The 21538-nt window shown below is 67.6% G+C and carries 22 protein-coding genes and 1 riboswitch; of the genes, 16 read left to right on the top strand and 6 right to left on the bottom strand.

Annotated features, from left to right (window positions below; genetic code table 11):
- Position 1: 1 nt before the first annotated feature.
- Both S101446_RS12345 and S101446_RS12340 read right to left on the bottom strand, forming a co-directional pair.
- Positions 2–1093 carry a branched-chain amino acid aminotransferase gene (locus tag S101446_RS12345; protein WP_010508216.1) on the bottom strand — a complete coding sequence of 364 codons (1092 nt, stop codon included), beginning with the start codon at positions 1091–1093 and terminating at the stop codon, positions 2–4.
- Positions 1094–1236: 143 nt separating this feature from the next.
- On the bottom strand, positions 1237–2100 hold the full coding sequence (locus tag S101446_RS12340) for a nitroreductase family protein (protein WP_010508215.1): 864 nt from the start codon (positions 2098–2100) through the stop codon (positions 1237–1239).
- Positions 2101–2430: 330 nt separating this feature from the next.
- Between S101446_RS12340 and acuI the strand changes: the two genes are divergently transcribed.
- A complete protein-coding gene (gene acuI / locus S101446_RS12335) occupies positions 2431–3411 on the top strand; it encodes an acrylyl-CoA reductase (NADPH) (protein ID WP_010508213.1) in 981 nt (326 codons plus the stop codon).
- A 102-nt stretch (positions 3412–3513) separates the two neighbouring features.
- Here acuI and S101446_RS17750 read toward each other — a convergent pair whose 3' ends face one another.
- Positions 3514–3744 carry a hypothetical protein gene (locus S101446_RS17750; RefSeq protein ID WP_157684850.1) on the bottom strand — a complete coding sequence of 77 codons (231 nt, stop codon included), beginning with the start codon at positions 3742–3744 and terminating at the stop codon, positions 3514–3516.
- Positions 3707–3931: a CbtB domain-containing protein gene (locus S101446_RS12330; RefSeq protein WP_010508212.1), complete on the bottom strand. Its 225-nt coding sequence runs from the start codon at positions 3929–3931 to the stop codon at positions 3707–3709. Before S101446_RS12330 ends, S101446_RS17750 begins: the two co-directional genes overlap by 38 nt.
- Positions 3932–4100: 169 nt before the next feature.
- On the opposite strand from S101446_RS12330, the gene S101446_RS12325 reads away from it, so the two are divergent.
- The 8 genes from S101446_RS12325 (at position 4101) to cobJ (ending at position 13321) form a co-directional block, all read left to right on the top strand.
- Positions 4101–4631, top strand: coding sequence for a histidine phosphatase family protein (locus S101446_RS12325; protein ID WP_087608469.1), 531 nt, complete (start codon positions 4101–4103; stop codon positions 4629–4631).
- 54 nt (positions 4632–4685) lie between these two features.
- Positions 4686–4930: riboswitch (cobalamin riboswitch) on the top strand.
- 158 nt (positions 4931–5088) lie between these two features.
- On the top strand, positions 5089–5487 hold the full coding sequence (locus S101446_RS12320) for a DUF1636 domain-containing protein (protein WP_048852038.1): 399 nt from the start codon (positions 5089–5091) through the stop codon (positions 5485–5487).
- Between the two features lie 5 nt (positions 5488–5492).
- Positions 5493–6545, top strand: coding sequence for a cobalamin biosynthesis protein CobW (cobW, locus tag S101446_RS12315; protein WP_087608468.1), 1053 nt, complete (start codon positions 5493–5495; stop codon positions 6543–6545).
- A gap of 32 nt (positions 6546–6577) precedes the next feature.
- The gene (gene cobN / locus S101446_RS12310) at positions 6578–9949 is read left to right on the top strand and encodes a cobaltochelatase subunit CobN (RefSeq protein WP_087608467.1); all 3372 of its coding nucleotides are present in this window, start codon (positions 6578–6580) and stop codon (positions 9947–9949) included.
- Entirely contained in the window at positions 9946–11169 is a 1224-nt protein-coding gene (gene cobG / locus S101446_RS12305) for a precorrin-3B synthase (protein WP_087608884.1), read from the top strand. The genes cobN and cobG overlap by 4 nt, the downstream gene beginning before the upstream one ends.
- A 6-nt stretch (positions 11170–11175) precedes the next feature.
- Complete coding sequence (locus tag S101446_RS12300; RefSeq protein WP_087608466.1) at positions 11176–11817, top strand: precorrin-8X methylmutase; 642 nt, start codon at positions 11176–11178, stop codon at positions 11815–11817.
- Positions 11814–12551 carry a precorrin-2 C(20)-methyltransferase gene (locus tag S101446_RS12295; protein ID WP_087608465.1) on the top strand — a complete coding sequence of 246 codons (738 nt, stop codon included), beginning with the start codon at positions 11814–11816 and terminating at the stop codon, positions 12549–12551. Before S101446_RS12300 ends, S101446_RS12295 begins: the two co-directional genes overlap by 4 nt.
- The gene (cobJ, locus tag S101446_RS12290) at positions 12548–13321 is read left to right on the top strand and encodes a precorrin-3B C(17)-methyltransferase (protein ID WP_087608464.1); all 774 of its coding nucleotides are present in this window, start codon (positions 12548–12550) and stop codon (positions 13319–13321) included. The genes S101446_RS12295 and cobJ overlap by 4 nt, the downstream gene beginning before the upstream one ends.
- On the opposite strand, the gene S101446_RS12285 is transcribed toward cobJ, so the two are convergent.
- Positions 13285–14055: a cobalt-precorrin-6A reductase gene (locus S101446_RS12285; RefSeq protein WP_087608463.1), complete on the bottom strand. Its 771-nt coding sequence runs from the start codon at positions 14053–14055 to the stop codon at positions 13285–13287. The genes cobJ and S101446_RS12285 overlap by 37 nt on opposite strands.
- Positions 14056–14087: 32 nt before the next feature.
- Here S101446_RS12285 and cbiE point away from each other — a divergent pair, with 32 nt between their 5' ends.
- The 3 genes from cbiE to cobM are packed head-to-tail and all read left to right on the top strand — an operon-like array spanning position 14088 to position 16458.
- The gene (gene cbiE, locus S101446_RS12280) at positions 14088–15338 is read left to right on the top strand and encodes a precorrin-6y C5,15-methyltransferase (decarboxylating) subunit CbiE (RefSeq protein ID WP_087608462.1); all 1251 of its coding nucleotides are present in this window, start codon (positions 14088–14090) and stop codon (positions 15336–15338) included.
- A complete protein-coding gene (locus tag S101446_RS12275; RefSeq protein ID WP_019090635.1) occupies positions 15335–15709 on the top strand; it encodes a cobalamin biosynthesis protein in 375 nt (124 codons plus the stop codon). Before cbiE ends, S101446_RS12275 begins: the two co-directional genes overlap by 4 nt.
- The gene (gene cobM / locus S101446_RS12270; RefSeq protein WP_010508197.1) at positions 15706–16458 is read left to right on the top strand and encodes a precorrin-4 C(11)-methyltransferase; all 753 of its coding nucleotides are present in this window, start codon (positions 15706–15708) and stop codon (positions 16456–16458) included. Before S101446_RS12275 ends, cobM begins: the two co-directional genes overlap by 4 nt.
- A gap of 115 nt (positions 16459–16573) precedes the next feature.
- Here cobM and S101446_RS12265 read toward each other — a convergent pair whose 3' ends face one another.
- Entirely contained in the window at positions 16574–17659 is a 1086-nt protein-coding gene (locus tag S101446_RS12265) for a cobalt-precorrin-5B (C(1))-methyltransferase (protein ID WP_087608461.1), read from the bottom strand.
- 71 nt (positions 17660–17730) lie between these two features.
- Here S101446_RS12265 and S101446_RS12260 point away from each other — a divergent pair, with 71 nt between their 5' ends.
- The 4 genes from S101446_RS12260 to S101446_RS12245 all read left to right on the top strand — a co-directional run bounded on the left by S101446_RS12260 (position 17731) and on the right by S101446_RS12245 (position 21438).
- A complete protein-coding gene (locus S101446_RS12260; protein ID WP_244184224.1) occupies positions 17731–19056 on the top strand; it encodes a cobyrinate a,c-diamide synthase in 1326 nt (441 codons plus the stop codon).
- Between the two features lie 200 nt (positions 19057–19256).
- On the top strand, positions 19257–19505 hold the full coding sequence (locus S101446_RS12255; RefSeq protein ID WP_010508194.1) for a FeoA family protein: 249 nt from the start codon (positions 19257–19259) through the stop codon (positions 19503–19505).
- The gene (gene feoB, locus S101446_RS12250) at positions 19502–21178 is read left to right on the top strand and encodes a ferrous iron transporter B (protein ID WP_087608459.1); all 1677 of its coding nucleotides are present in this window, start codon (positions 19502–19504) and stop codon (positions 21176–21178) included. Before S101446_RS12255 ends, feoB begins: the two co-directional genes overlap by 4 nt.
- On the top strand, positions 21178–21438 hold the full coding sequence (locus S101446_RS12245) for a DUF6587 family protein (RefSeq protein ID WP_087608458.1): 261 nt from the start codon (positions 21178–21180) through the stop codon (positions 21436–21438). The genes feoB and S101446_RS12245 overlap by 1 nt, the downstream gene beginning before the upstream one ends.
- The last annotated feature ends 100 nt before the right edge of the window (positions 21439–21538 follow it).

Genomic DNA, 21538 nt, shown 5'->3' with positions numbered 1-21538 from the left:
ATCAGATAACCTTTTCCACCCAGCCATGGGTGTCGGGCGCCGTGCCGCGCTGGATGCCGATCAGGGCATTGCGCAGCTTTTCGGTCACGGGGCCAATACCCTTGCCATCACCGATCACCACTTCGCCCTTGTGGCTGCGGAAACGCCCGATGGGGGACACGACCGCCGCCGTGCCACAGGCGAACACTTCCTTCAGGCGTCCGGACGCGGCATCGGCATAAAGCTGGTCGATGGCATAGGGTTCCTCACGCACGGTCAGGCCCATCTCACGCGCCAGGGTCAGCAGCGAGTCGCGCGTGATGCCACGCAGGATCGTGCCGGTCAGCGGCGGGGTGGCAAGCGTGCCGTCATCAAAGACGAAGAACACGTTCATGCCGCCCATTTCCTCGATCCAGCGGCGTTCCACCGCGTCAAGGAACAGGACCTGCGCACAGCCATGGCCCTTGGCTTCCTGCTGCGCCAGCAGGCTTGCGGCGTAATTGCCACCGCACTTGGCTTCCCCCGTGCCGCCGGGGGCGGCGCGGCAGAAATCGGACACCCACACGCTGACCGCCTCCGCGCCAAAATAGGCGCCCACGGGCGATGCGATGACCATGAACATGTATTCCGACGCGGGCTTCACGCCCAGGAACGTCTCGCTCGCGATCATGTAGGGGCGGATGTACAGACTTTCATCGGGGTTGCCGGGCACCCATGCGTGGTCGATGCGCACCAGCTGGCGCACCGCCTCGACAAACACTTCATCAGGCAGGTCGGCCATCGCCAGACGTTCGGCCGACTTGCGGAAACGGGCCGCGTTGGCATAGGGGCGGAACAGGGTGATGCCGCCTTCGGCCGTGCGATAGGCTTTCATCCCCTCGAAAATTTCCTGCGCATAGTGCAACACGGCCGCCGCCGGGTTCAGCGAAATCGGTGCATAGGGCTGTACGCGGGCATCATGCCATCCCCTGCCTTCCACATAACGGATCACGACCATATTGTCGGTAAAGACACGCCCGAAACCGGGATTGGCCAGGATCTCCGCCCGCCGCTGCGGCGAAACCGGTGATGTGCTGGGGGAAAGCGTAAAGGGAAGGGAAGTGGCGCAGTCCATAGCCGTTGTTTCTCTCTCATCATGGCGCTGGCGCGATACATAAGGCGCGCCCCCTGCCCGCCAACAGACGCGGGCAATATGAGCAGAAGTTCACCAGAACATTGTGCCGGTCAACCCCGGCCCATGCGCATGACCCCTGCTTTTCATGCCTCGCCCAGCATGAAGCCAAGGGTCCGCAGCACCTGCGGCAGGTGTTCACGACCATGCAGCGCCTTGATGTCACCCAGCCTTGCCACCACGCTTTCGCTCCATCCCAGCGCGGGCTGCCCCTGTGCCGCACGCGCGGCGCGCAGGCGTTCGTCATAGGCGGCAATGGTGGCGCGGTCATTGGCGGCGGCGGGATCGTACTGCTCGGCATGCAGGACGGCATGCTGCGGCAGGCGGGGGCGGATGGCGGTCGGCTTCTTGCGGTCGGGGTAGCCCACGCTCATGCCGAATACCGCAAATGTGCGCGCAGGCAGGCCCAGTTCCGTGGCGATGGCTTCGGGCTGGTTGCGCACCCCGCCCACATACACGATTCCCAGACCGTAGGATTCGAACGTGGCCGCCGCGTTCTGCGCGGCGAACGCGGTATCCATCACCGCGCCAAGAAAGGTATCCAGACAGTCTGCTCCCGGCAGTGCGCGACCCTGCGCCTGTCCCACATGTTCCAGCCGCGACAGGTCGGCAATCCACGCAAGGAACAGTGGCGCCTGTGCAATGAAATCCTGGTCCCCCGCGATTTTTGCCAGCCGGGCGCGGCGGGCGGGGTCACGCACGGCGATCACGCTCCATGCCTGCAGGTTGCATGACGTCGAGGCCGACTGCGCCGCCGCCACCGCCGCTTCCACCACACCATCGGGCAATGGCGCCGGGCTGAAGGCGCGAACGGAACGATGGGTCATGAGGCTGCGCGCCACCGGGCTTTCGGGCAGGGCGCCGGCGGGCGGGCGGATGCCATAGCGCGCCTGCCACAACGCGTTCATGGAAGACAGGGCGGGAAAGGAAGAAACTGTGACGTCGGACATCGGCATGCCTCCTGCCTGTGCAATAGTGGCTGAAAAAGCAGCACACCACACCGTCCCCCCTGCGGGAAGCGTGGGAAGGTCACACCAGACCTGCACTTTTTCATGCCAGCCCGCATCAGGGACCAGGATGACAGGGGCGATCTGGAACCCGACCGCAACCCGTTTTAAAATCCTTTTGTATAATCAACAATTTTCCGGACCGCGCCGCTTCACGATCATGCGAAATCACGCGGCTGTACATAGGAAGATGCACCTAATTCGGGCATGAAGGATGCATTGAACGTGGTCCCGCGTTCCTTTTTCCCTTCATCATCACGGAAGACTGCCAGCATGTTCGATGCCCTCATGATCAGCCGCGCGGATGGCGTGGTCACGACCCGGCTGGAGCAGGTCGATCCCACGGCCCTGCCCGAAGGGGACGTGACGGTGGAAATCGATCATTCCAGCCTGAATTACAAGGACGCGCTGGCCATGACCCGTGGCGCGCCGGTGGTGCGCCAGTTTCCCATGATCCCCGGCATCGACCTGGCCGGACGCGTGCTGCATTCCGATGACCCGGTCCACCGCCCCGGCGACCAGGTGCTGGCCACCGGCTGGGGCCTGGGCGAACGCCACTGGGGTGGCCTGGCCCGCATGGCGCGCCTGCCGGGACGCTGGCTGCTGCCACAGCCCGCCGGCCTGAGCGCGCGGCAGGCCATGGGAATCGGCACGGCGGGCTTTACCGCCATGCTGTGTGTCATGAGCCTGGAGGAAGGCGGCGTGACCCCCACCAGTGGCCCCATCGTCGTCAATGGTGCGGGCGGCGGCGTGGGGGGCATGGCCATCATGCTGCTGGCGCAGCTGGGCTATCAGGTGGCGGCGGTGACAGGGCGGCCACAGCTCCATACCTACCTGACCGGGCTGGGAGCGACGGAAGTGCTGCCGCGCGATACCCTCAGCCCCACCGGAAAGGTGCTGGAAACCGCACGCTGGGCGGGGGGAATCGACGTGGTGGGGGGCGAGACGCTGGCCACCATGTGCGCTTCTGTCCAGTACGGGGGCACGGTGGCGGCCTGCGGGCTGGCGGGGGGGCTGGCGCTGCCGCTGACGGTGGCGCCCTTCATCCTGCGCGGCATACGCCTGCAGGGAATCGACAGCGTGATGTGCCCGCGTCCGCGCCGCATGACCGCATGGACCCGCCTTGCGCGCGATATCGATCCCGCGCGACTGGACAGCATGCTGCATGACGCCCGCCTGGCCGACGCCATCGCGATCGCGCCGCGTATCCTTGCCGGTCATATCCGGGGGCGGACCGTCATCAATATGGTCTGAGATGCCGCCCTTCCTGCACCGGGATCGCAATTTCCGAAGCTTTCTGAAAACAGCTTCACCAAAAACTTTCTTATGATTTACAGACCGTTTCAGGACTGGATTTCAGAAACCGTCTGAAATCAAGTTATTGAAAATAAACAAAAGTCCTTGGGCGCCGCCTTTTTGAAAAAAGGCGGCGTTTCCTGACCGCATTTCAGGAAATGGTCTTTCAACACGCACAATAAAAAACGGCACGCCCACCGGGGCATGCCGTCCTTCATTCACCGTCGCGCCATAGCGGGCACGCAGCCCTGATTCAGTGGCAGGGGAAACCCAGCAGGTGACGGCCATCATGCACGAATTCATGCACGTAATGGCCGGAAATGAGGGAGGTCGCACCCTGCTCGGCACCCACGAAATAGATCAGCAGCGACGCCAGGACGAGCCCGAACACACCCCACGGCAGCAGGTCGCGGACCGGGATGGAAACCTGCGGTGCGGCGACAGCGGCGCTGGACAGAACGGATGTATCTTGGCTCATACTGGTAACTCCATGGATCACGTGCGACCCGGAGCAGCATGCAGGGGACACACCATATCGGGCCGTCCTTCCCATAACCGGATCTGGGTCCATGTTTTCAAAATTGACACGGAAGGTCAATCATTCCCTTGCAGACCCCACGTCTCCCCCACACGCAGGGCAGCAGGGCATGAACCAGACCCTGACCTGTCTCGCGCTGCCTGCCCCCGACTGCGTGCGCCGTGGCGTTTTCCCGATGCATGGCGAAACATGCCCCCTGCCCGCCAGCCTTGCCCGGCATGTCGTGGATGCCGGGCAGGTCCTGTTCCCCCCCACCATGCCGGCCTTCGGCGCGCGCCACGCCATGCCCGAACCCGCCCTGCGCGCGCCCGGCATGGGAACATGGGCCGGACAGTCGTTGAAAGACCTGTCCCCCGCCGACCTTGCGCGCTGGATCGCCGATGCCGGTTTCGCCCCGCCGGGCGGGGAAAGCCGGACCGCACACCTGCACCGCGTGGCGCGCTGGCTTGAAACCCTGTCCCCCACGCCCGCACGGGTTACGGTGGTGGCCGACGCCACGGTTGTCCGGGCGATCATGGTCGCCGCCCTTGGCGGAACGGCCGCCATGCTGTCGCGACTGGATATCGCGCCCCTGACCCGTACATGCCTGACCCGTCATGCAGCATGGCGCGTGGCTGTCAGTGGCGCACCGCTGCCATGACCGCATGACATGCGCCCGCATGCCGGGTTTCTTTGACAGTGCGGGGATCGATCGTCTAAATCCGCCGCTGATGGTTCCCCCTTGTGGGGGAGAATAGGGAAGACGGTGCGCCATACCGGCAATTCCGTCGCTGCCCCCGCAACTGTAGGTGGCTGTCTCCCGGCCCGGTCCGCGTCCTGCGGGCCGACATGCGCCACTGGTTCCCATGATCGGGACCGGGAAGGCCGCCGGGATCGAGGGTGCTGACCCCAGCACCCTCCGCCACAAGCCAGGAGACCTGCCATCATGTCCGCCCGCAGGCGGACATAACAGGACCGAATTCGATCGCATGGCCGGCGGGGTGCCCGGCACGCGACAGGCGCCCGCCCTGCCCATGCGCAGCGCGCAAAGCCATTGACCGCGCACCCCGCCCACCGCTGCCCGCGCGCAGCAACGCCGCGAAAGGGCACGCACCGTCATGAGCACTCCCCCACTACCCGCACCCTCGGAAGCCGGTCCCGTTCACCTGCATGTCTGCGTGACCTGCCGCCGTGGCCTGCCCGCTTCCGACAACCCGCCCGGACGCCAGCTGTTTGATGCCATGCAGGCGCTGGCATCAGGCAACCCGCAGGTCGTGGTGCATGAAGTCAACTGCCTTGCCGCGTGCAATGACGGCTGCACCGCCGTTGTGGCCATGCCGGGCAAATGGGGCTGGCTGCTGGCCAGACTTGGCCCTGAAAAGGCAGCGGACCTCATGACCTATGTCGCCGCCTACGGCGCATCCCGCAGCGGCACCGTCATGCCATCCCGCCGCCCCGCCAGCCTGTCGGACATGGTGCGCGGCCGTTTCCCCGCATCCCTTTTTTCAGGAGCCTGATCGCCATGACCCCATCCGCCACGGCCCGCGCCAGGGTACCCGTCACTGTCATCACCGGCTTCCTGGGGGCGGGCAAGACCACGCTGCTGCGCCACGTGCTGGCCAATGCGAAAGGTCGGCGCATCGCCATCGTGGTCAATGAATTCGGCACGCTGGGCATTGATGGCGACACGCTGCGCGCCTGCGGCGTGGAAGGGTGCCGTGACGAGGATATCGTGGAACTGACCAATGGCTGCCTGTGCTGCACGGTGGCCGATGACTTCCTGCCCACGATGGAAGCCCTGCTGGACCGTGAGGCACCACCCGACCATATCGTGATCGAGACATCGGGGCTGGCGCTGCCCAAGCCGCTGCTCAAGGCATTTGGCTGGCCCACCATCCGCACCCGCATGACGGTGGACGGCGTGGTCACGGTCGTGGACGGTCCCGCCGTCGCCGCCGGCCGCTTTGCCGATGACCCCGACGAAGTCGCCCGCCAGCAGGCCGCCGACCCGTCGCTGGACCACGACAACCCACTGGCGGAAGTGTACGAGGACCAGTTGCTGTCCGCCGATCTGGTGGTGCTGAACAAGACCGACCTCATGACCCCGGCGCAGGCCGATGCGGTGGAAGCGTCCATCCGCGCCGAGATCCCGCGCGTGGTCAAGGTGGTGCGCGCGACCGACGGACAGGTGGACCCCGCCATCCTGCTGGGCCTTGACGCAGCGGCGGAAGACGACCTTGAAGCCCGCCCGTCCCACCACGACGCCGAAGGCGGCGAGCACGAGCATGATGATTTTGAAAGCTTCGTCGCCCCCATCCCTGAACAGGACAGTGTGGAGGGCTTCATCGCCCGCCTGAAAACACTGGCCGGACAGCACGACATCCTGCGCATGAAGGGCTACGCCACGGTACGCGGCAAGGCGATGCGCCTTGCGGTGCAGGGGGTCGGCAGCCGGTTCCGCCATCAGTTCGACCGCGCCCTGCCCCCTGACGCGCCGCGCACGGGTAGCCTTGTGGTCATTGGCCAGAAGGGCATGGACCAGTCCGCCATCACTGCCACGCTGGCGCAGGCCTAGCGGCGGGCGACTGAGGGAAACGGGCAGCCACCATGCACCTGCTTGCGCGTGAGGTCCGCACGCTGGAAGACGGCGAACAGGCGGAAGACCTAGGACATGCCCCGGCGGATATCGTGTTCCTGTCCTTTTCGGACAGTGACCTGCTGTGCCTGAACGCGGCCCACGCGGCGCAGGGCGCGCCGGCTGCGACCCTGCGCACGGCCACGCTGTCGCGCCTGCTGCATCCCATGTCCATCGACCTGTACGTGGCCGACACGATCATGGGGTCGCGCTGCGTGGTGGTCCGGCTGCTCGGCGGCGTGGAATACTGGCGCTATGGCGCGGAAGAACTGTCGCGTGCCTGCCAGCAGGCCGGGATCCCGCTGGCCTTCGTGGCGGGGGACGGGCGTGACGACCCGCGCCTTGCCGCGCTGTCCATCGTGCCGGAAGCCATGCGCACCCGCCTTGACGCGCTGCTGCGCACCGGCGGGACGGCCAACATGCAGGCAGCCCTGCGGCTTATGGCGCATCTGGCCGGACGTGGGCCGGATGACGGGGCTGTCCCCGTTCCCCTGCCACCGGCCGAAGTACTGCACGCCGCCGATCCAGCCCTGCCGCTGCGGGCCATGGTGGTGTTCTACCGCGCGCACCTGCTGGCGGGGGACATTGCCCCCATCACGCAGCTTGCGGCCCGACTGGCCAGCCATGGCATGGGGGCGGACCTTGTCCATGTCACGTCGCTCAAGAATCCCGAATCCGCGCGCATCGTGGCCGCGCGGCTGGCTGAGAACCCGCCGGATGTCATCATAAACGCTACCTTTTTTTCCGCCCGCACGGGCGACGACAGCGGCTCCCCGCTGGATCTTGCGGGCGTGCCGGTGCTGCAGGTGCAGCAGCCGGGCATTCCCTTTGCCGTATGGCGCGACAGCGTGCGCGGCCTGTCACAGGCCGATCTGGCGATGCAGGTTGTGCTGCCCGAACTGGATGGCCGCATTCCCGCCTGCCCCATTTCCTTCAAGGAAGAAACGGCCCCCGGCCTGCCCGCGCGCCATGACCCCTATCCCGATGGCATCAACCTGACCTGCGCGCGCGCGGTGGGCTGGGCGCGGCTGGGGCATGAACCACCCGCCACGCGACGGGTCGGGATCATCCTGTCCGATTATCCCGGCGCGCAGGGCGTGCCCACGGGACAGGCGGCGCATGCCGTGGGGCTGGACAGTTTCGCGAGCCTTGCGCACATCCTCCGCCTGCTGCGCGACGCCGGTTACGATACGGGTGACGGCACCCTGCCCACGGCGGACGCGCTGGCCCACAGGCTGGCGCGCGCATCGGCACAGCCCTTCGTTTCCGTCGCCACCTACCGCGCGTGGCTGGCGGCATTCCCCCCCACGCTGCAAGATGCGCTGGCTGCCTGCTGGGGCGCGCCGGAAGATGACCCCACCGTAACGGATGGCCAGTTCTGCCTGCGCCATGTCCATATCGGGCGCGTCGTGATGGCATTGCAGCCCGATCGCGGGGCCACGACCGACCGGCATGCGGGCTATCATGATCCCGACACGCCACCCCGCCATGCCTATGTCGCGTTCTACCTCTGGCTGCGCCATGAATGCGGGCTGGACGCCATGGTGCATCTGGGCACGCATGGCACGCTGGAATGGCTGCCGGGCAAGGCGGCGGCCCCTTCGGCCACGTGCTGGCCATCGGTGCTGGTGGGGGGCATGCCCGTCATCTACCCCTTCATCGTCAACAACCCCGGCGAGGCAGCCGCCGCGCGGCGCAGGCTGGGGGCGGTCACCATCGGCCATATGACGCCCCCCATCGTGCCTGTTGGTACGGCGGGGGCCAATACGGGCGACCTTGAGCGCCTGATTGATGAATATGCCGCGGCCGACGGACTGGACCGCAGGCGGGGTGCGATCCTGCGCGGGGAAATCCTGCAACGCGCCGACAGCCTTGGCCTGCTGAGCGAAACCGGCGTGACCCGCACGGATGACGAGGACGAAGCCCTCGCCCGACTCGATGCCTATCTGTGCGACGTCAAGGATTTGCAGATCCGTGACGGGCTGCACGTATTCGGCAGCCCTCCCCCGCGTGCGCCCGAACTGGCGCAGGCCATTGCCCGTTCATGCGGCGGGGTGGCGACGGACGACATCACGAAGCGCCTGCTGGCCTGCGGGCATGCGGAAGGCACGGCGCTGCTGGCGGCCCTTGACGGGCGGTTTGTTCCTGCCGGGCCCGCGGGCGCGCCCACGCGGGGCCGGGCCGACGTGCTGCCCACGGGGCGCAACCTGTACGCCATGGACCCGCGCGCCATTCCCACCCGCTCCGCCCTGGTACTGGCGCGGCGCACGGCGGCGCTGCTGCTGGAAGGGCACCTGCAGGATCAGGGCGAGCCGCTGCGCAGCGTGGTCATCGACCTGTGGGGATCGGCCAGCCTGCGCACGGGGGGCGAGGATCTTGCCCTTGCGCTGCTGCTGATGGGGGTGCGCCCGGTATGGGATGGCGCGTCGGGACGGGTGACGGGGATCGAGATCATTCCCATGGCCGAACTCGACCGCCCGCGCGTGGATGTGACGCTGCGCCTGTCGGGCCTGTTCCGTGACGCCTTTCCGGGGCAGATCGCGCTGTTTGAACAGGCGGTGCAGGCCGTTGCCGCACGCGGTTTCGAGGCCCCCGACCTCAACCCGCTGGCGGCACGGGCCGCGGGGCTGCAGGGGGCTGCATTGCAGGCCGCGACCGCCCGCATGTTTGGCGCGGCACCGGGCAGCTACGGCACCGGGGCGGAAGACCCGCTGGCGCGGGGCACGTGGGCCACGCGGGATGATCTGGGCCGGGCATGGCTGGAGGGGTCGGCATGGACCTATGGCGGCGCGCGGGAAGGCCAGCGCCAGCCCGACGCACTAGCCGCGCGCATGGCGGGGGCGGCGGTCGTGCTGCATGTGCAGGACAATGCCGAAACCGACATTCTGGAAAGTGCCGACATGGCCACCCATGAAGGGGGCATGGCGGCGGCGGCCAGCATGCTGGGCAACACGCCGCGCATGCTGCATGGCGACACTTCCCGCCCCGATGCGCCGCGCCTGCGTGCAACGGCACAGGAAGTGGCCCGGGTCACGCGCGGGCGGCTGGCCAATCCGGCATGGCTTGCAGGCATGCGTCGCCATGGCTACCGGGGGGCGGCCGAGATCGCGCGCGGGATGGAGGCCCTGCACGGATTCGCCGCAACCGTGCCCGCACGCTTTGACCGGCAGTTTGACCTGACCTTCCGCGCCCTGCTGGACGATGCGGAAATGGATGCCTTCCTGCGCCACGCCAATCCGGACGCCCATGCCGCCATCCGCCGCCTGCTGGCCGATGCCCTGCGCCGGGACCTGTGGCGGCCACGCAGCAATTCCGCAGCCATGCTGCTGGACCCGCGGCCATGACCATAGCCCCCACCGTGCGCGGCTGGTGCCCCGGCCTGCACACCCCGATGGAAGCAGCCGATGGCTGGCTGGTGCGCGTGCGCCCGCCGCTTGGCCGCCTGTCCGGGGCACAGGCCCGACAGATCGCCCGCGCCGCCACCATGCACGGCAACGGGCTGATCGAACTGACCAGCCGGGGCAACCTGCAACTGCGCGGCCTGACATCCGACAGCACCCGCGCCTTCGCCCATGACATGCGTATTGCGGGACTGGCCAGCGCCGACGCCGCGACCGAGGCCCGGCGCGGGCTGCTGCTGTCACCGCTGGCGGGTATCGATCCCGCCGCCGCACCTGACGCACCCGACGTGATCCGTGCGCTGGATACCGCCCTTACGAACGCCGATACGTTGCGCGGCCTGCCCGCCAAATTCGTGATTGCGGTGGAATGCGGCGGCCATATCCCGACGGGCACGCTGCGGGCGGATATTGTCGCCCGCGCCACGGATACCGGATGGATGGTGGTGTGCGGCGATCGCGCGCTGGCCTGTCCCGGCGCGGATGTCGCGCGCATTGCCGTTGCACTGGCGCATGCGCTGGCCGCGATGAAACCCGTCATGCGTCCGCTGCGTGATCCCATGCTGGGGCAGGCCGCCTTTGCCCGCATCAGGATGCCCGATACGGTAACCGCTCCCTCCGCCCGTCCGCACCGGCCCGTGCTGGCGGGTCCCCTGCCCGGTCACGCCATGGGGGTGGTACTGCCGCCCGGTCCCATTGCGGCCAGGATGCTGGAAGACATCGCGCGGTGGTGCGACGAACGCGGCAACGGCCACATGCGCGTGGCCCCGTGGCGCGCGATCGTGCTGGAACAGTGTGATACGCCGCCCCCCCTGCCCGGCCTGATTACGCAGGTGGATGATCCGCGCCTGCGCATATGGGCGTGCATCGGCACGCAGGGCTGCGCGTGCGCCACGCGCGACGTCATTGCCGATGCCCATGCGCTGGCCCCCGACCTGCCACCGGGCGTCAGCCTGCATGTATCGGGCTGCGCCAAGGGATGCGCCCACCCCGCCCCTGCCGACATCACGCTGGTGGCGGGACCAGGCGGCTATGGCCTGTGCCTGCATGGCCGGGCGGACAACACGCCTGTGGACATCGGGCTTTCACTGGCACAGATACATCCGATCGTGCGGGGCTGGTCCCCGGCACCCCACCGATCCCACCCCACGCCACGGGAGAACTGAACCGGCATGACCCCGCAGACGGAACCGTACGACTACATTCATGACGGGGCGGCGATCTATGCCCGTTCCTTTGCCATCATCCGCGCCGAAGCCGATCTGAGCGGACTGAGCGAGGCGGAAGCTCGCGTGGTCGTACGCATCATCCACGCCTGCGGCATGGTGGATGTGGTGAAATCCATCCGCATGTCCCCCGATTTCGTAAGCAGCGCACGCACGGCCCTGCTGGCGGGCAAGCCCATCCTGTGTGACGCGAACATGGTCGCCCACGGCGTGACCCGCGCGCGCCTGCCGGCCGACAACCCGGTCATCTGCACGCTGCGCGACCCGCGCACGCCGGTTATTGCCAGGGAGATCGGCAATACCCGCTCGGCTGCGGCAATGGACCTGTGGGGCGACCAGCTGGATGGCGCGGTGGTGGCCATTGGCAATGCGCCGACCGCCCTGTTCCACCTGCTGGAAATGATCCGCGCGGGCGCCCCCCGGCCTGCTGCGGTCATTGGCATGCCGGTCGGCTTTGTCGGTGCGGCGGAATCCAAGGAAGCGCTGGCGGAATTTGGCGACCTGCCGTTCATCATCGTGCGTGGCCGCCTGGGCGGCAGCGCCATGGCGGCAGCCACCGTCAACGCACTGGCGAGTGAAGCGGAATGACCGGCAACGCCGCGACCGGCCGCCTGTTCATCCTGGGCATGGGGCCGGGTGACCCGGAACTCATGACCATAAAGGCCGCGCGCATACTGCGTGAAAGCCCGGTGGTGGCATGGTTCTGTCGCCATGACCGCCCCGGCCATGCCCGCCAGATTGCGGGCGACATGCTGCCCGAACGGGCGAAGACCCTGCGCTTCGCCTATCCCTTCACCACGGAAATCCCGGTCAGCGACCCGGCCTATCTTGTACGCATGGCCACGTTTTACGACGAATGTGCCGAACACATCGCAGGGCACCTGCAAAATGGCCAGGACGTGACCCTGCTGTGTGAAGGGGATCCGTTCCTGTTCGGATCGGCCATGTATGTGTTCGACCGGCTGCATGAACGCTTTGCCTGCACCGTCGTGCCCGGCATTACCGCCATGGGCGGATGCTGGTCGGCGGCACGGCAGCCCATGGTGCATGGCGATGACGTGCTGTGCGTCATTCCAGGCACGCTGGATGAAGCGGCGCTGACCACATGGCTGGAACGGGCGGATGCCGCCGTCATCATGAAACTGGGCCGCAATCTTGAAAAGGTACGCACCGCCCTGCGCCATGCCGGACGCGAGGAGCGGGCGATCTATGTCGAACGCGCGACCCAGCCGCAGCAGTGCTGGATGAAGCTGACCGACATGACGGGACCGGCACCCTATTTCTCCATTATCCTGGTGCCGGGGCGGGAGGACGCGCGATGACGCAGGCGGCAGGGCGCATCTTCATCGTGGGGCTTGGCCCCGGGGCGCCGGAACAGGTAACCCCGCAGGCCAGTGCCGCACTGGCGCGGGCCACCGACCTGATCGGTTATGCGCCCTATGTCGCGCGGGTCGGGGCCGGGCCGGAAGTCGTGCGCCACGCCTCTGACAACCGTGTGGAACTCGACCGCGCGCGCCATGCCATTGAACTGGCGCTGGCGGGACGGACCGTGGCGGTCGTATCCGGTGGCGACGCGGGCGTATTCGGCATGGCCAGCGCGGTGTTCGAAGCCATCGACCACGGCCCCGCCGCGTGGCGGGGAGTGGATGTCACGGTCGTACCGGGTGTTTCCGCCGTGCTGGCCGCCGCCGCCCGGCTGGGCGCGCCGCTGGGGGGGGATTTCTGCGTCATTTCCCTGTCCGACAACCTCAAGCCTCGCGCGGTCGTGCACCGCAGGCTGGCGGCCGCCGCCGGTGCCGGGCTGGTCATTGCGCTGTACAACCCGCGATCAAAGGCCCGCCCCGACCAGCTGGGCGAGGCGCTGGACCTGCTGCGCACCATCCTGCCCGGTGATGTGCCGGTGGCGTTCGCCCGCGCCATAGGCCGCCCGGACGAACGGGTGATCCTGACCGATATCGCGCATGCCGACCCCGAACAGGTGGACATGAGCACGCTGGTGCTGATCGGCTGCCCGCTGACCCATGTGATCGACCGCGCGGATGGCGGCAGATGGCTCTATACCTCCCGCCGGGTGGAAGAGACGTGCGCGTAAAGGCGTTCCAGCCATGCCATGGCCCCCACCGCGTCCGCCACGGTGGGGGCGGCGGCGACTGGCGGCCGGTCCACCATGATGACCGGCACCCCCCGCGCGCGCGCCGCCACCAGCTTGGCATAGGTGGCGGTTCCGCCCGAATTCTTGGTGACGATCACATCAATCCGTTCATCACGCAGCAGGGCGTCCTCAGCCGCGACATCAAAGGGACCACGTGCCTGCAGCACCCGCGCACCAGGCGGCAGCAGGGACGCATCCGGCCGGTCCACGCTGCGCAGCAGCCAGTCATGCGCACCTGCATGATGGAAGGGCAGCAGGTCCTTGCGCCCCACCGTCAGCAGCACGCGGCACGGCGTACTGCCCAGCGCGCGGGCGGCCGCTTCCATGTCAGGCACCCGTATCCAGCGGTCACCCGCCACCGGCGTCCAGCCGGGGCGTTCCACGCGCAGCAGCGCGACACCGGCCTGCGTACACGCCTGCGCGGCGTTGGCGCTCATGCGCACGGCAAAGGGATGGGTGGCGTCGATGACCGCGTCCGTCCGATGCGCCACGAGCCAGTCCCGCAGGCCATCCACCCCGCCAAATCCACCAATCCGGACGGCAAGACGTGGCAGGACCGGCGCACGCGTGGCCCCGGCGAGGGAGACCGTGGCATCAAGGCGCGCGCCCGCCTGTTCCAGCAATCCATACAGTACGCGGGCCTCCGTCGTGCCCCCCAGAACCAGAACCCGCATCTTTTCCCTTCCGCGTTCAACGGGGACCGCGCATGACCACCCCATGGCTGCATGTTATCGGCATTGGCGAAGAGGGTGTCGAGGGGCTGCCCCCCGCAACCCGCGCGCTGGTCGCGGGGGCCGGGCTGGTGGTCGGTGGCGCGCGCCACCTTGCCCTTGCGGCATCGGTGATAACCGGACGGACGCTGGCGTGGCCGCACCCCTTTGCCGATGGCATTGCCCGGGTGCTGGCCCATCGGGGGGAATCCGTCTGCGTGCTGGCATCGGGGGATCCGTTCCTGTTCGGAGTGGGGACCACGCTGCGCCAGCATGTGCCGATGGGGGAAATGGCCTGTCATCCCGCCCCGTCCTGCGTGGCGCTGGCATGCAACCTGCTGGGCTGGGCGGAACAGGATATAAATGTACTGTCCCTGTGCGGTCGCCCGATGGAGGCCGTGGCCCCTGCCCTGCAGCCCGGTGCGCGGCTGGTGGTGCTGTCGGCGGATGAAGACAGCCCGGCGCGCTTCGCCCGCTGGCTGCATGAACGTGGTTTCGGGCCGTCCATTATGCACGTGCTGGGCGCGCTGGGCGGGGCGGGACAGACACGCCACACCGGCACGGTCGCGGAAATGGCGGCGGCGGATGCGCCCCGCCCGCCCCGGCTGAACCTGATGGCGCTGGAGATCGTGGCCACGCGGGATGCGCTGGTCATCCCGCTGGCCTGCGGCCTGCCCGATGACATGTTCGCCCATGACGGGCAGATCACCAAGCGCGAGATCCGGGCCGCGACCCTGTCCGCCCTTGCCCCGCGACGGGGCGAGGTACTGTGGGACATTGGCGGGGGATCTGGGTCCATCAGCATTGAATGGATGCTGCGCCACCCGGCCAACCGGGCCATCGCCATTGAAAAATCAGCCGACCGCCGGGCGCGTATCGCCCATAACGCCCTGAACCTGGGCGTGCCCGCGCTGCATGTCGTGGCGGGGGAAGCGCCTGCCGTCCTGCCCACCCTTACGGCCGATGGCCTGCCCGCACCCGACGCCATTTTCATTGGGGGGGGCATAAGCAATCCCGGCATGCTGGACACCGCATGGCACGCCCTGCGGCCGGGCGGGCGACTGGTCGCCAATGCCGTGACGCTGGAAAGCGAGGCCGCTGTCATCGCCGCCCATGCCCGCTGGGGGGGAATGCTGACGCGCATGCAGGTGGAACGGCTGGAAGCCATCGGGCGCTTCCACGGTTTCCGTCCCGGCATGACCGTGACCAGCTATGCCGTCACCCGCACGGCAGACGCACCTGCATGATTGTCGCCGGACTTGGCCTGCGCAGCGGGTGCGCGGCGGACGTGATCCTTGACCTGCTGCGCGAAGCCCATGAACGCTGCGGCCTGCGACCGGACCTTGTGGCCGTGCCCGCCTTCCGCTACCGCGAAGCCGGGTTGCAGGCGGCACTCGCCCGGCTGGGCCTGACGCTGCGCGCCGTGACACCCGACGAACTGGCCACAGCCCAGCCACGCTGCGTCACCCGTTCCGCCCGCGCGCAGGCAGCACTGGGGGTGGCATCGGTCGCGGAAGGCTGCGCGCTGGCGGCGGCGGGGGCGCGGTCACGCCTGATCGTGCCGCGCCTGACCGGCACCCACGCAACATGTGCCATGGCACAGGGAGAAAATGCATGACCGTACATTTCATTGGCGCAGGCCCGGGGGCCGCCGACCTGCTGACGCTGCGCGGGCGCGACCTGCTGGCGAAATGCCCGGTCTGCCTGTACGCAGGCTCCATCGTGCCGACCGAAATGCTGGCACACTGCCCGCCGGATGCGCGGCTGGTGGACACAGCCCCCCTGACGCTGGACCTGATCGAAGCGGAATACGTCAGGGCCCACGCGGCAGGACAGGACATAGCCCGCCTGCATTCGGGCGACCTGTCGGTCTACAGCGCCGTGGCCGAACAGATCCGCCGTCTTGACCGCCACGACATCCCGTGGACCATGACGCCGGGCGTGCCCGCCTTTGCCGCCGCCGCCTCCGTGCTGGGACGTGAACTGACAGTGCCAGAAGTGGCGCAGAGCGTGGTGCTGACCCGTGTCAGCGGCCGGGCATCGGCCATGCCGGAGCGTGAGAAGCTGGCGGCTTTCGGCGCGACGGGCGCGACGCTTGCCATCCACCTGGCCATTCATGTGCTGGACCAGATCGTGGCTGACCTGACCCCGTTTTACGGCGCGGCGTGCCCCGTGGCCATCGTGGCGCGGGCGACATGGCCCGATCAGCTGGTGCTGCGCGGCACGCTGGGGGATATTTGCCAGAAGCTGGCTGAAAACCCGATCGAGCGCACGGCGCTGGTGCTGGTTGGCCGGGCGCTGGGCACGCATGATTTCCGTGAAAGCGCGCTGTATAACGCCGATTACCACCGCCGTTTCCGGTCCTGAAAAACTGTCCCAGACAGAAGTTCTTGATGAAGCTTTTTTCAAAAAGCTTCAAAGAACGCCGCCTTTCCGGAAAAAGGCAGCACCCAAAAACTCTTATTTTTATCAAAGCATTATTCTAGACTGGCGAAGGACCATACCGGGCAACAAGCAGACCTGCGCGATCGAACAGCAGCACATCCAGCATGCAGTCGCATCCTGCCAGAACATCCCGCGCACATGCCCATGCCCCACGCGCCACCGCCGGGCCAAGGGGAAATCCCGCCTGCTGCGCCAGCGCGAAGGCAGCGGCGACGGAATGGGCCTGCGCAATGGCCGCCACCACCGCGTCGGGGGCCGCGATATCGCGCGCAAGATCCGCCAGACGGGTCATGTCCGCCTGCCCGCGGCGGGAATGCAGGTCAAGAAACCCCTGCGCCAGCTTGGTCATCTTGGCCACGCCGCCGCCAATGGTCACGCGGCCCACCGGATGACGGCGCAGGTATTTCAGCAGGCCACCGGCAAAATCCCCCATTTCCAGCATGGCTTCTTCCGGCAGGCCGTACAGTGCCCGCGTGGCGCGTTCCGACACATCACCCGTGCAGCCCGCCACATGCGGCAGGTCCAGCGCGCGCGCCACGTCCACGCCACGATGGATGCTGTCGATCCACGCGGCACAGGAAAACGGCACGACAATGCCCGTCGTGCCCAGAATGGACAGGCCGCCAACAATCCCCAGGCGACCATTGAGCGTATGCCGCGCCATGTCCCGTCCCCCCGCGATGGACACCGTCACCACCACATCCGGCTCCCGCCCCGCCACGTCATGCAGGGCGGTGCGGATCATGTGGCGGGGCACGGGGTTGATGGCAGGTTCACCCGGCGGAATGGGCAGGCCGGGCAGGGTCACGGTCCCCACGCCATCACCCGCCTGAAACACCACGCCGCTGCCCGGCGGGCCACGGCACACATCCACGCGCACATGCGCGCCGTGGGTCACGTCCGGGTCATCGCCCGCATCCTTCACCACCGCCGCCCATGCGCCATCGCCTTCATGCCCGTGGGCGGCCAGCGCAAAGGCCACGGACTGCCCGCCGGGCAGGGTGATGGTCACCGGATCGGGAAATTCGTCCCCGCACAGCCCATTCCACGCGGCACGGGCGGCGGCGGTGGCGCAACTGCCTGTGGTCCATCCCCGGCGCAGGCTGGTATGGGTACGCTCCATCTGGGTGATCTTCTTTCCCTACGGGGTAATAAGGTGGCTCCGCTCACCACGGTCTAGCAGGAACGGACACGATGACACGAGGGCTGATGATAGCCGCGCCCCGATCAGGCGGCGGCAAGACCACGCTGACGCTGGCCCTGCTGGCCGCCCTGCGCCGCCGGGGCGTTGGGGTGCGCGGGGCCAAGACCGGGCCGGATTATATCGACCCCGCCTTTCATGAAGCACTGACCGGGCGTTCCAGCCTCAATCTGGATAGCTGGGCCATGCCGCCCGCGCTGCTGGATGATGTCATGGCGCAGGCCTGCCTGGACTGCGAGATACTGGTGACCGAGGCCTCCATGGGGCTGTTTGACGGGCTTATGGACCCCTGTGGCGCCCGTGGCGCGCCAGCGGATATTGCCGCGCGCTTTGGGCTGCCGGTCATACTGGTGCTGGATATTTCCGGGCAGGGGCAGTCGGCGGCGGCCACCGCGCTGGGCTTCGCCACGCTGGATCCCACGGTCCGGATCGCAGGCGTCATCCTGAACCGCGTCGGCTCCCCCCGCCATGCCGCCATGGCGACACAGGCCATTACCGCCACGGGCATACCGGTGCTGGGCGCGTTCGGGCGCGATACGCAGTTGCAGATGCCCGAACGCCATCTGGGACTGGTGCAGGCGCGTGAGCATGGCGGCCTGGACGAACTGGCGGCGCGGCTGGCGGCACAGGCGGAACGCGACCTTGACCTGGACGCCATACTGGCCTGCGCCCTGCCGCCGCATATCGACCCCGTGGCACCTGCAACCATCGCCCTGCCCCCACCGGGACAACGGATCGCGGTGGCGAATGATGCGGCCTTTTCCTTCCTTTACGCGCATGTCGTGGCGGGCTGGCGCAGCGCGGGGGCAGAGATCCATCCCTTTTCCCCCCTTGATGACGAAGGCCCGGATGACAGATGCGATGCCTGCTGGCTGCCCGGCGGTTATCCCGAACTGCACGCCGGACAACTGGCGGCGGCAGGGCATTTCCGCCATGCGCTGGCACGGTTCGCGCAGACCCGGCCGGTACATGGGGAATGCGGCGGCTTCATGGTGCTGGGGGAAAGCCTGACGGACAAGGCGGGCGAGACCCATCGCATGACCGGCCTGCTGGGACATGCCACGTCCTTTGCCAGGCGCCGCATGAATCTTGGATACCGTAGCGCCACCCTGCGCCATGACTGCGCCATCGGGGCCGTGGGCACAGTATTGCGTGGGCATGAATTCCATTACGCCACGGTCACCGATCCCGGCCCGGACGCGCCGCTGGCCAGCCTGCATGATGGCTATGGCATGGACCGTGGCGCCGGCGGCGCACGACGCGGGCATGTATCGGGCACGTTCTTCCATGTGCTGTCCACGGCGGGAACCCTGTCCTGACAGGCGGCCCATCACCCATGGCCAGAGGTATGGCGACACGCGCTCACGCAGCGGCGCACGGCTTCCCTGGCGTTACATGCGCCACGAACATACCCGTACCCGCCATGGCGCAGGTATCGGAACAAACATGATGGACAACATTTCCACCAGTATTTAATAATAATTATCACTTACTTCTATTGTCCGGATAATATCGCCTTATGCGACTGAGTGACCTGCCACGCGGAACCGACGCCGTGATTGACAGCGTTGATGACCACGGCAGCACCGACCCCGTGGCCCAGAGACTGCGTGAACTCGGCTTCGTGCCGGGTGAGGCGGTGCGCATTGTCGCGACAGCCCCCCTGGGGGGCGACCCGCTGGCGGTGCGCATCGGCTTTACACGCTTTGCCCTGCGCCGCACGGAAGCAGCCCGCGTGAACGTACACACTGCGGGGGTGCAGGCATGACGGCCCTCAACATCGCGCTGGTGGGCAACCCGAACTGCGGCAAGACGGCGCTGTTCAACCTGCTGACCGGCAGCCGGCAGAAAGTGGCCAATTACGCTGGCGCCACGGTGGAACGCAAGGAAGGCTGGTTCACCACGCCCGCGGGCCGCACCGTGCGCCTGCTGGACCTGCCCGGCGCCTACAGCCTGAACGCCACCAGCCCCGACGAGGCCGTAACCCGCGACGTCTGCGCCGGAACCTACCGGGGGGAGGCCGCGCCCGACCTGCTGGTCTGTGTTGCCGATGCGACGAACCTGCGGCTGCACCTGCGCTTCGTGCTGGAAATGCGCGCCCTTGGCCGCCCGGTGGTGCTGGCACTGAACATGATTGACGCAGCACAGCGCAACGGCATGGAAATCGACCTGCCGCGCCTGCAGGCCGAAATCGGCATGCCGGTGGTGCCGACGGTGGGCATCCGGCGCGACGGGGCACGCAGCCTGCTGGACCGGCTTGATGGCGCGCCGCCGCCAGTCCCCGTCCCGCTGCCCGCCGGCACGGACCTGCATGCGATGGTGCGCCAGATCCTGTCGGACTGCGTGACCCATTCCACCCCCCTGTCCGACCGGGTGGAAGAACGGCTGGACCGCTGGGTGCTGCACCCGGTGTGGGGACCGGTCATCCTGATCGTGCTGCTGTTCTTCATGTTCCAGGCGGTTTTCGCGTGGGCGCAGCCCCTGATGGACGGAATTGACGCGGGCATGGGCTGGCTGGGCCAGCAGGTCGGGCAATTACTGCCCGATGGCGTGCTGCGCAGCCTGATCGTGGATGGCGTAATCGCGGGGGCGGGCAGCGTCGTGACGTTCCTGCCGCAGATCCTGATCCTGTTTGCATGGATACTGGTGCTTGAGGAATCGGGGTACCTGCCCCGCGCCGCGTTCCTGCTGGACCGGCTGCCGGTCTATACGCTGCTGATCGGGGCGTTCATTCCCCATCGCAACATTGCCGGGTTCCTGAACCTGCAGGGGCTTGTCCTGTTCGGGCTGTATGCGCTGGGCATCGTGTCGGCCGTCGTGGTGGCGCGCGTGCTGCGCTGGCGCAACCCCGACCGTCAGGAAGCTACCCTGCTTATGGAACTGCCCGCCTACCGGCTGCCCAATCCGCGTGACCTGGCGCTGGGGCTGTGGGAACGGGCGCGCATATTCCTCATGCGCGTGGGCACGACCATTGTCTCGCTCACGGTGTTGCTGTGGGGGCTGTCCAGCTTTCCCGCCCCGCCACCGGGCGCGCCGGGACCGGCCATCGACTGGAGCCTTGCAGGCCGGATCGGCCACCTGATGATGCCGATCTTCGCGCCGCTGGGCTTCAACTGGCAGATCTGCGTCGCCCTGATCCCCGGCCTTGCCGCGCGTGAGGTCGCGGTGGGCGCGCTGGCCACGGTCTATTCGCTTGGTTCCGGCACGGATACGGATCAGGCGGCCATACAGCTTGGGCAGATGCTGCCGACGCACTGGAGCATGGCCACCGCACTGTCGCTGCTGGCATGGTATGTGTATGCGCCGCAATGCGTCGCGACCCTTGCGGTCATCCGGCGCGAAACCGCGTCATGGCGGGTGGTGGCGCTGGCGGCGGGCTACCTGTTCGCCCTGGCCTACGTGGCGGCATTCCTGACCTACCATATCGCACGGATGTTCTGATGCACCTCGCAACGCTGTTCCAGACGCTGCTGGCCTGCGGGCTGGTCGGGGCGTGTGCCCTGTACTGGACGGGCCGGCTGTTTCCCCTGCTGGCGCAGAAGGGGTGGCGGCAGGCGGCGACCATGCTGCGGCATGCCCATGCCCCGCCTGTCCTGATCCGCTACGCCGACCGGCACGCGACCCCGCGCACCGGCGGGGGCTGTGGCGGGTGTTCGGGCTGCGGTGGCAAGACCTGCGCGCCCGACAGGCCGGTCAGGTAAAGATACGCATTTTAGATAAATGACCAGATGGATCAGCGCGACAGGATGAGGTATATAGACCACCCGGTTTGGTCATGATCATGCGCTATGGTTCTTTTTT

Source organism: Komagataeibacter europaeus, assembly GCF_002173515.1.
GTDB lineage: Bacteria > Pseudomonadota > Alphaproteobacteria > Acetobacterales > Acetobacteraceae > Komagataeibacter > Komagataeibacter europaeus.
The sequence above is the reverse complement of the archived record's forward strand: the minus strand, read 5'-3'. Positions and strand labels throughout refer to the sequence as shown.

What these genes read in the sequence shown, in the direction of transcription:
- S101446_RS12265 (WP_087608461.1), bottom strand. Translation starts at nt 17,659, where the DNA reads ATGGAGCGTACCCATACCAGCCTGCGCCGGGGATGGACCACAGGCAGT.
- S101446_RS17750 (WP_157684850.1), bottom strand. Translation starts at nt 3,744, where the DNA reads ATGATGGCCGTCACCTGCTGGGTTTCCCCTGCCACTGAATCAGGGCTG.
- S101446_RS12330 (WP_010508212.1), bottom strand. Translation starts at nt 3,931, where the DNA reads ATGAGCCAAGATACATCCGTTCTGTCCAGCGCCGCTGTCGCCGCACCG.
- S101446_RS12340 (WP_010508215.1), bottom strand. Translation starts at nt 2,100, where the DNA reads ATGTCCGACGTCACAGTTTCTTCCTTTCCCGCCCTGTCTTCCATGAAC.
- cobJ (WP_087608464.1), top strand. Translation starts at nt 12,548, where the DNA reads ATGACGCAGGCGGCAGGGCGCATCTTCATCGTGGGGCTTGGCCCCGGG.
- S101446_RS12255 (WP_010508194.1), top strand. Translation starts at nt 19,257, where the DNA reads ATGCGACTGAGTGACCTGCCACGCGGAACCGACGCCGTGATTGACAGC.
- acuI (WP_010508213.1), top strand. Translation starts at nt 2,431, where the DNA reads ATGTTCGATGCCCTCATGATCAGCCGCGCGGATGGCGTGGTCACGACC.
- S101446_RS12245 (WP_087608458.1), top strand. Translation starts at nt 21,178, where the DNA reads ATGCACCTCGCAACGCTGTTCCAGACGCTGCTGGCCTGCGGGCTGGTC.
- S101446_RS12295 (WP_087608465.1), top strand. Translation starts at nt 11,814, where the DNA reads ATGACCGGCAACGCCGCGACCGGCCGCCTGTTCATCCTGGGCATGGGG.
- S101446_RS12275 (WP_019090635.1), top strand. Translation starts at nt 15,335, where the DNA reads ATGATTGTCGCCGGACTTGGCCTGCGCAGCGGGTGCGCGGCGGACGTG.
- cobM (WP_010508197.1), top strand. Translation starts at nt 15,706, where the DNA reads ATGACCGTACATTTCATTGGCGCAGGCCCGGGGGCCGCCGACCTGCTG.
- cobN (WP_087608467.1), top strand. Translation starts at nt 6,578, where the DNA reads ATGCACCTGCTTGCGCGTGAGGTCCGCACGCTGGAAGACGGCGAACAG.
- cbiE (WP_087608462.1), top strand. Translation starts at nt 14,088, where the DNA reads ATGACCACCCCATGGCTGCATGTTATCGGCATTGGCGAAGAGGGTGTC.
- S101446_RS12345 (WP_010508216.1), bottom strand. Translation starts at nt 1,093, where the DNA reads ATGGACTGCGCCACTTCCCTTCCCTTTACGCTTTCCCCCAGCACATCA.
- cobG (WP_087608884.1), top strand. Translation starts at nt 9,946, where the DNA reads ATGACCATAGCCCCCACCGTGCGCGGCTGGTGCCCCGGCCTGCACACC.
- S101446_RS12300 (WP_087608466.1), top strand. Translation starts at nt 11,176, where the DNA reads ATGACCCCGCAGACGGAACCGTACGACTACATTCATGACGGGGCGGCG.
- S101446_RS12320 (WP_048852038.1), top strand. Translation starts at nt 5,089, where the DNA reads ATGAGCACTCCCCCACTACCCGCACCCTCGGAAGCCGGTCCCGTTCAC.
- feoB (WP_087608459.1), top strand. Translation starts at nt 19,502, where the DNA reads ATGACGGCCCTCAACATCGCGCTGGTGGGCAACCCGAACTGCGGCAAG.
- cobW (WP_087608468.1), top strand. Translation starts at nt 5,493, where the DNA reads ATGACCCCATCCGCCACGGCCCGCGCCAGGGTACCCGTCACTGTCATC.
- S101446_RS12260 (WP_244184224.1), top strand. Translation starts at nt 17,731, where the DNA reads ATGACACGAGGGCTGATGATAGCCGCGCCCCGATCAGGCGGCGGCAAG.
- S101446_RS12325 (WP_087608469.1), top strand. Translation starts at nt 4,101, where the DNA reads ATGAACCAGACCCTGACCTGTCTCGCGCTGCCTGCCCCCGACTGCGTG.
- S101446_RS12285 (WP_087608463.1), bottom strand. Translation starts at nt 14,055, where the DNA reads ATGCGGGTTCTGGTTCTGGGGGGCACGACGGAGGCCCGCGTACTGTAT.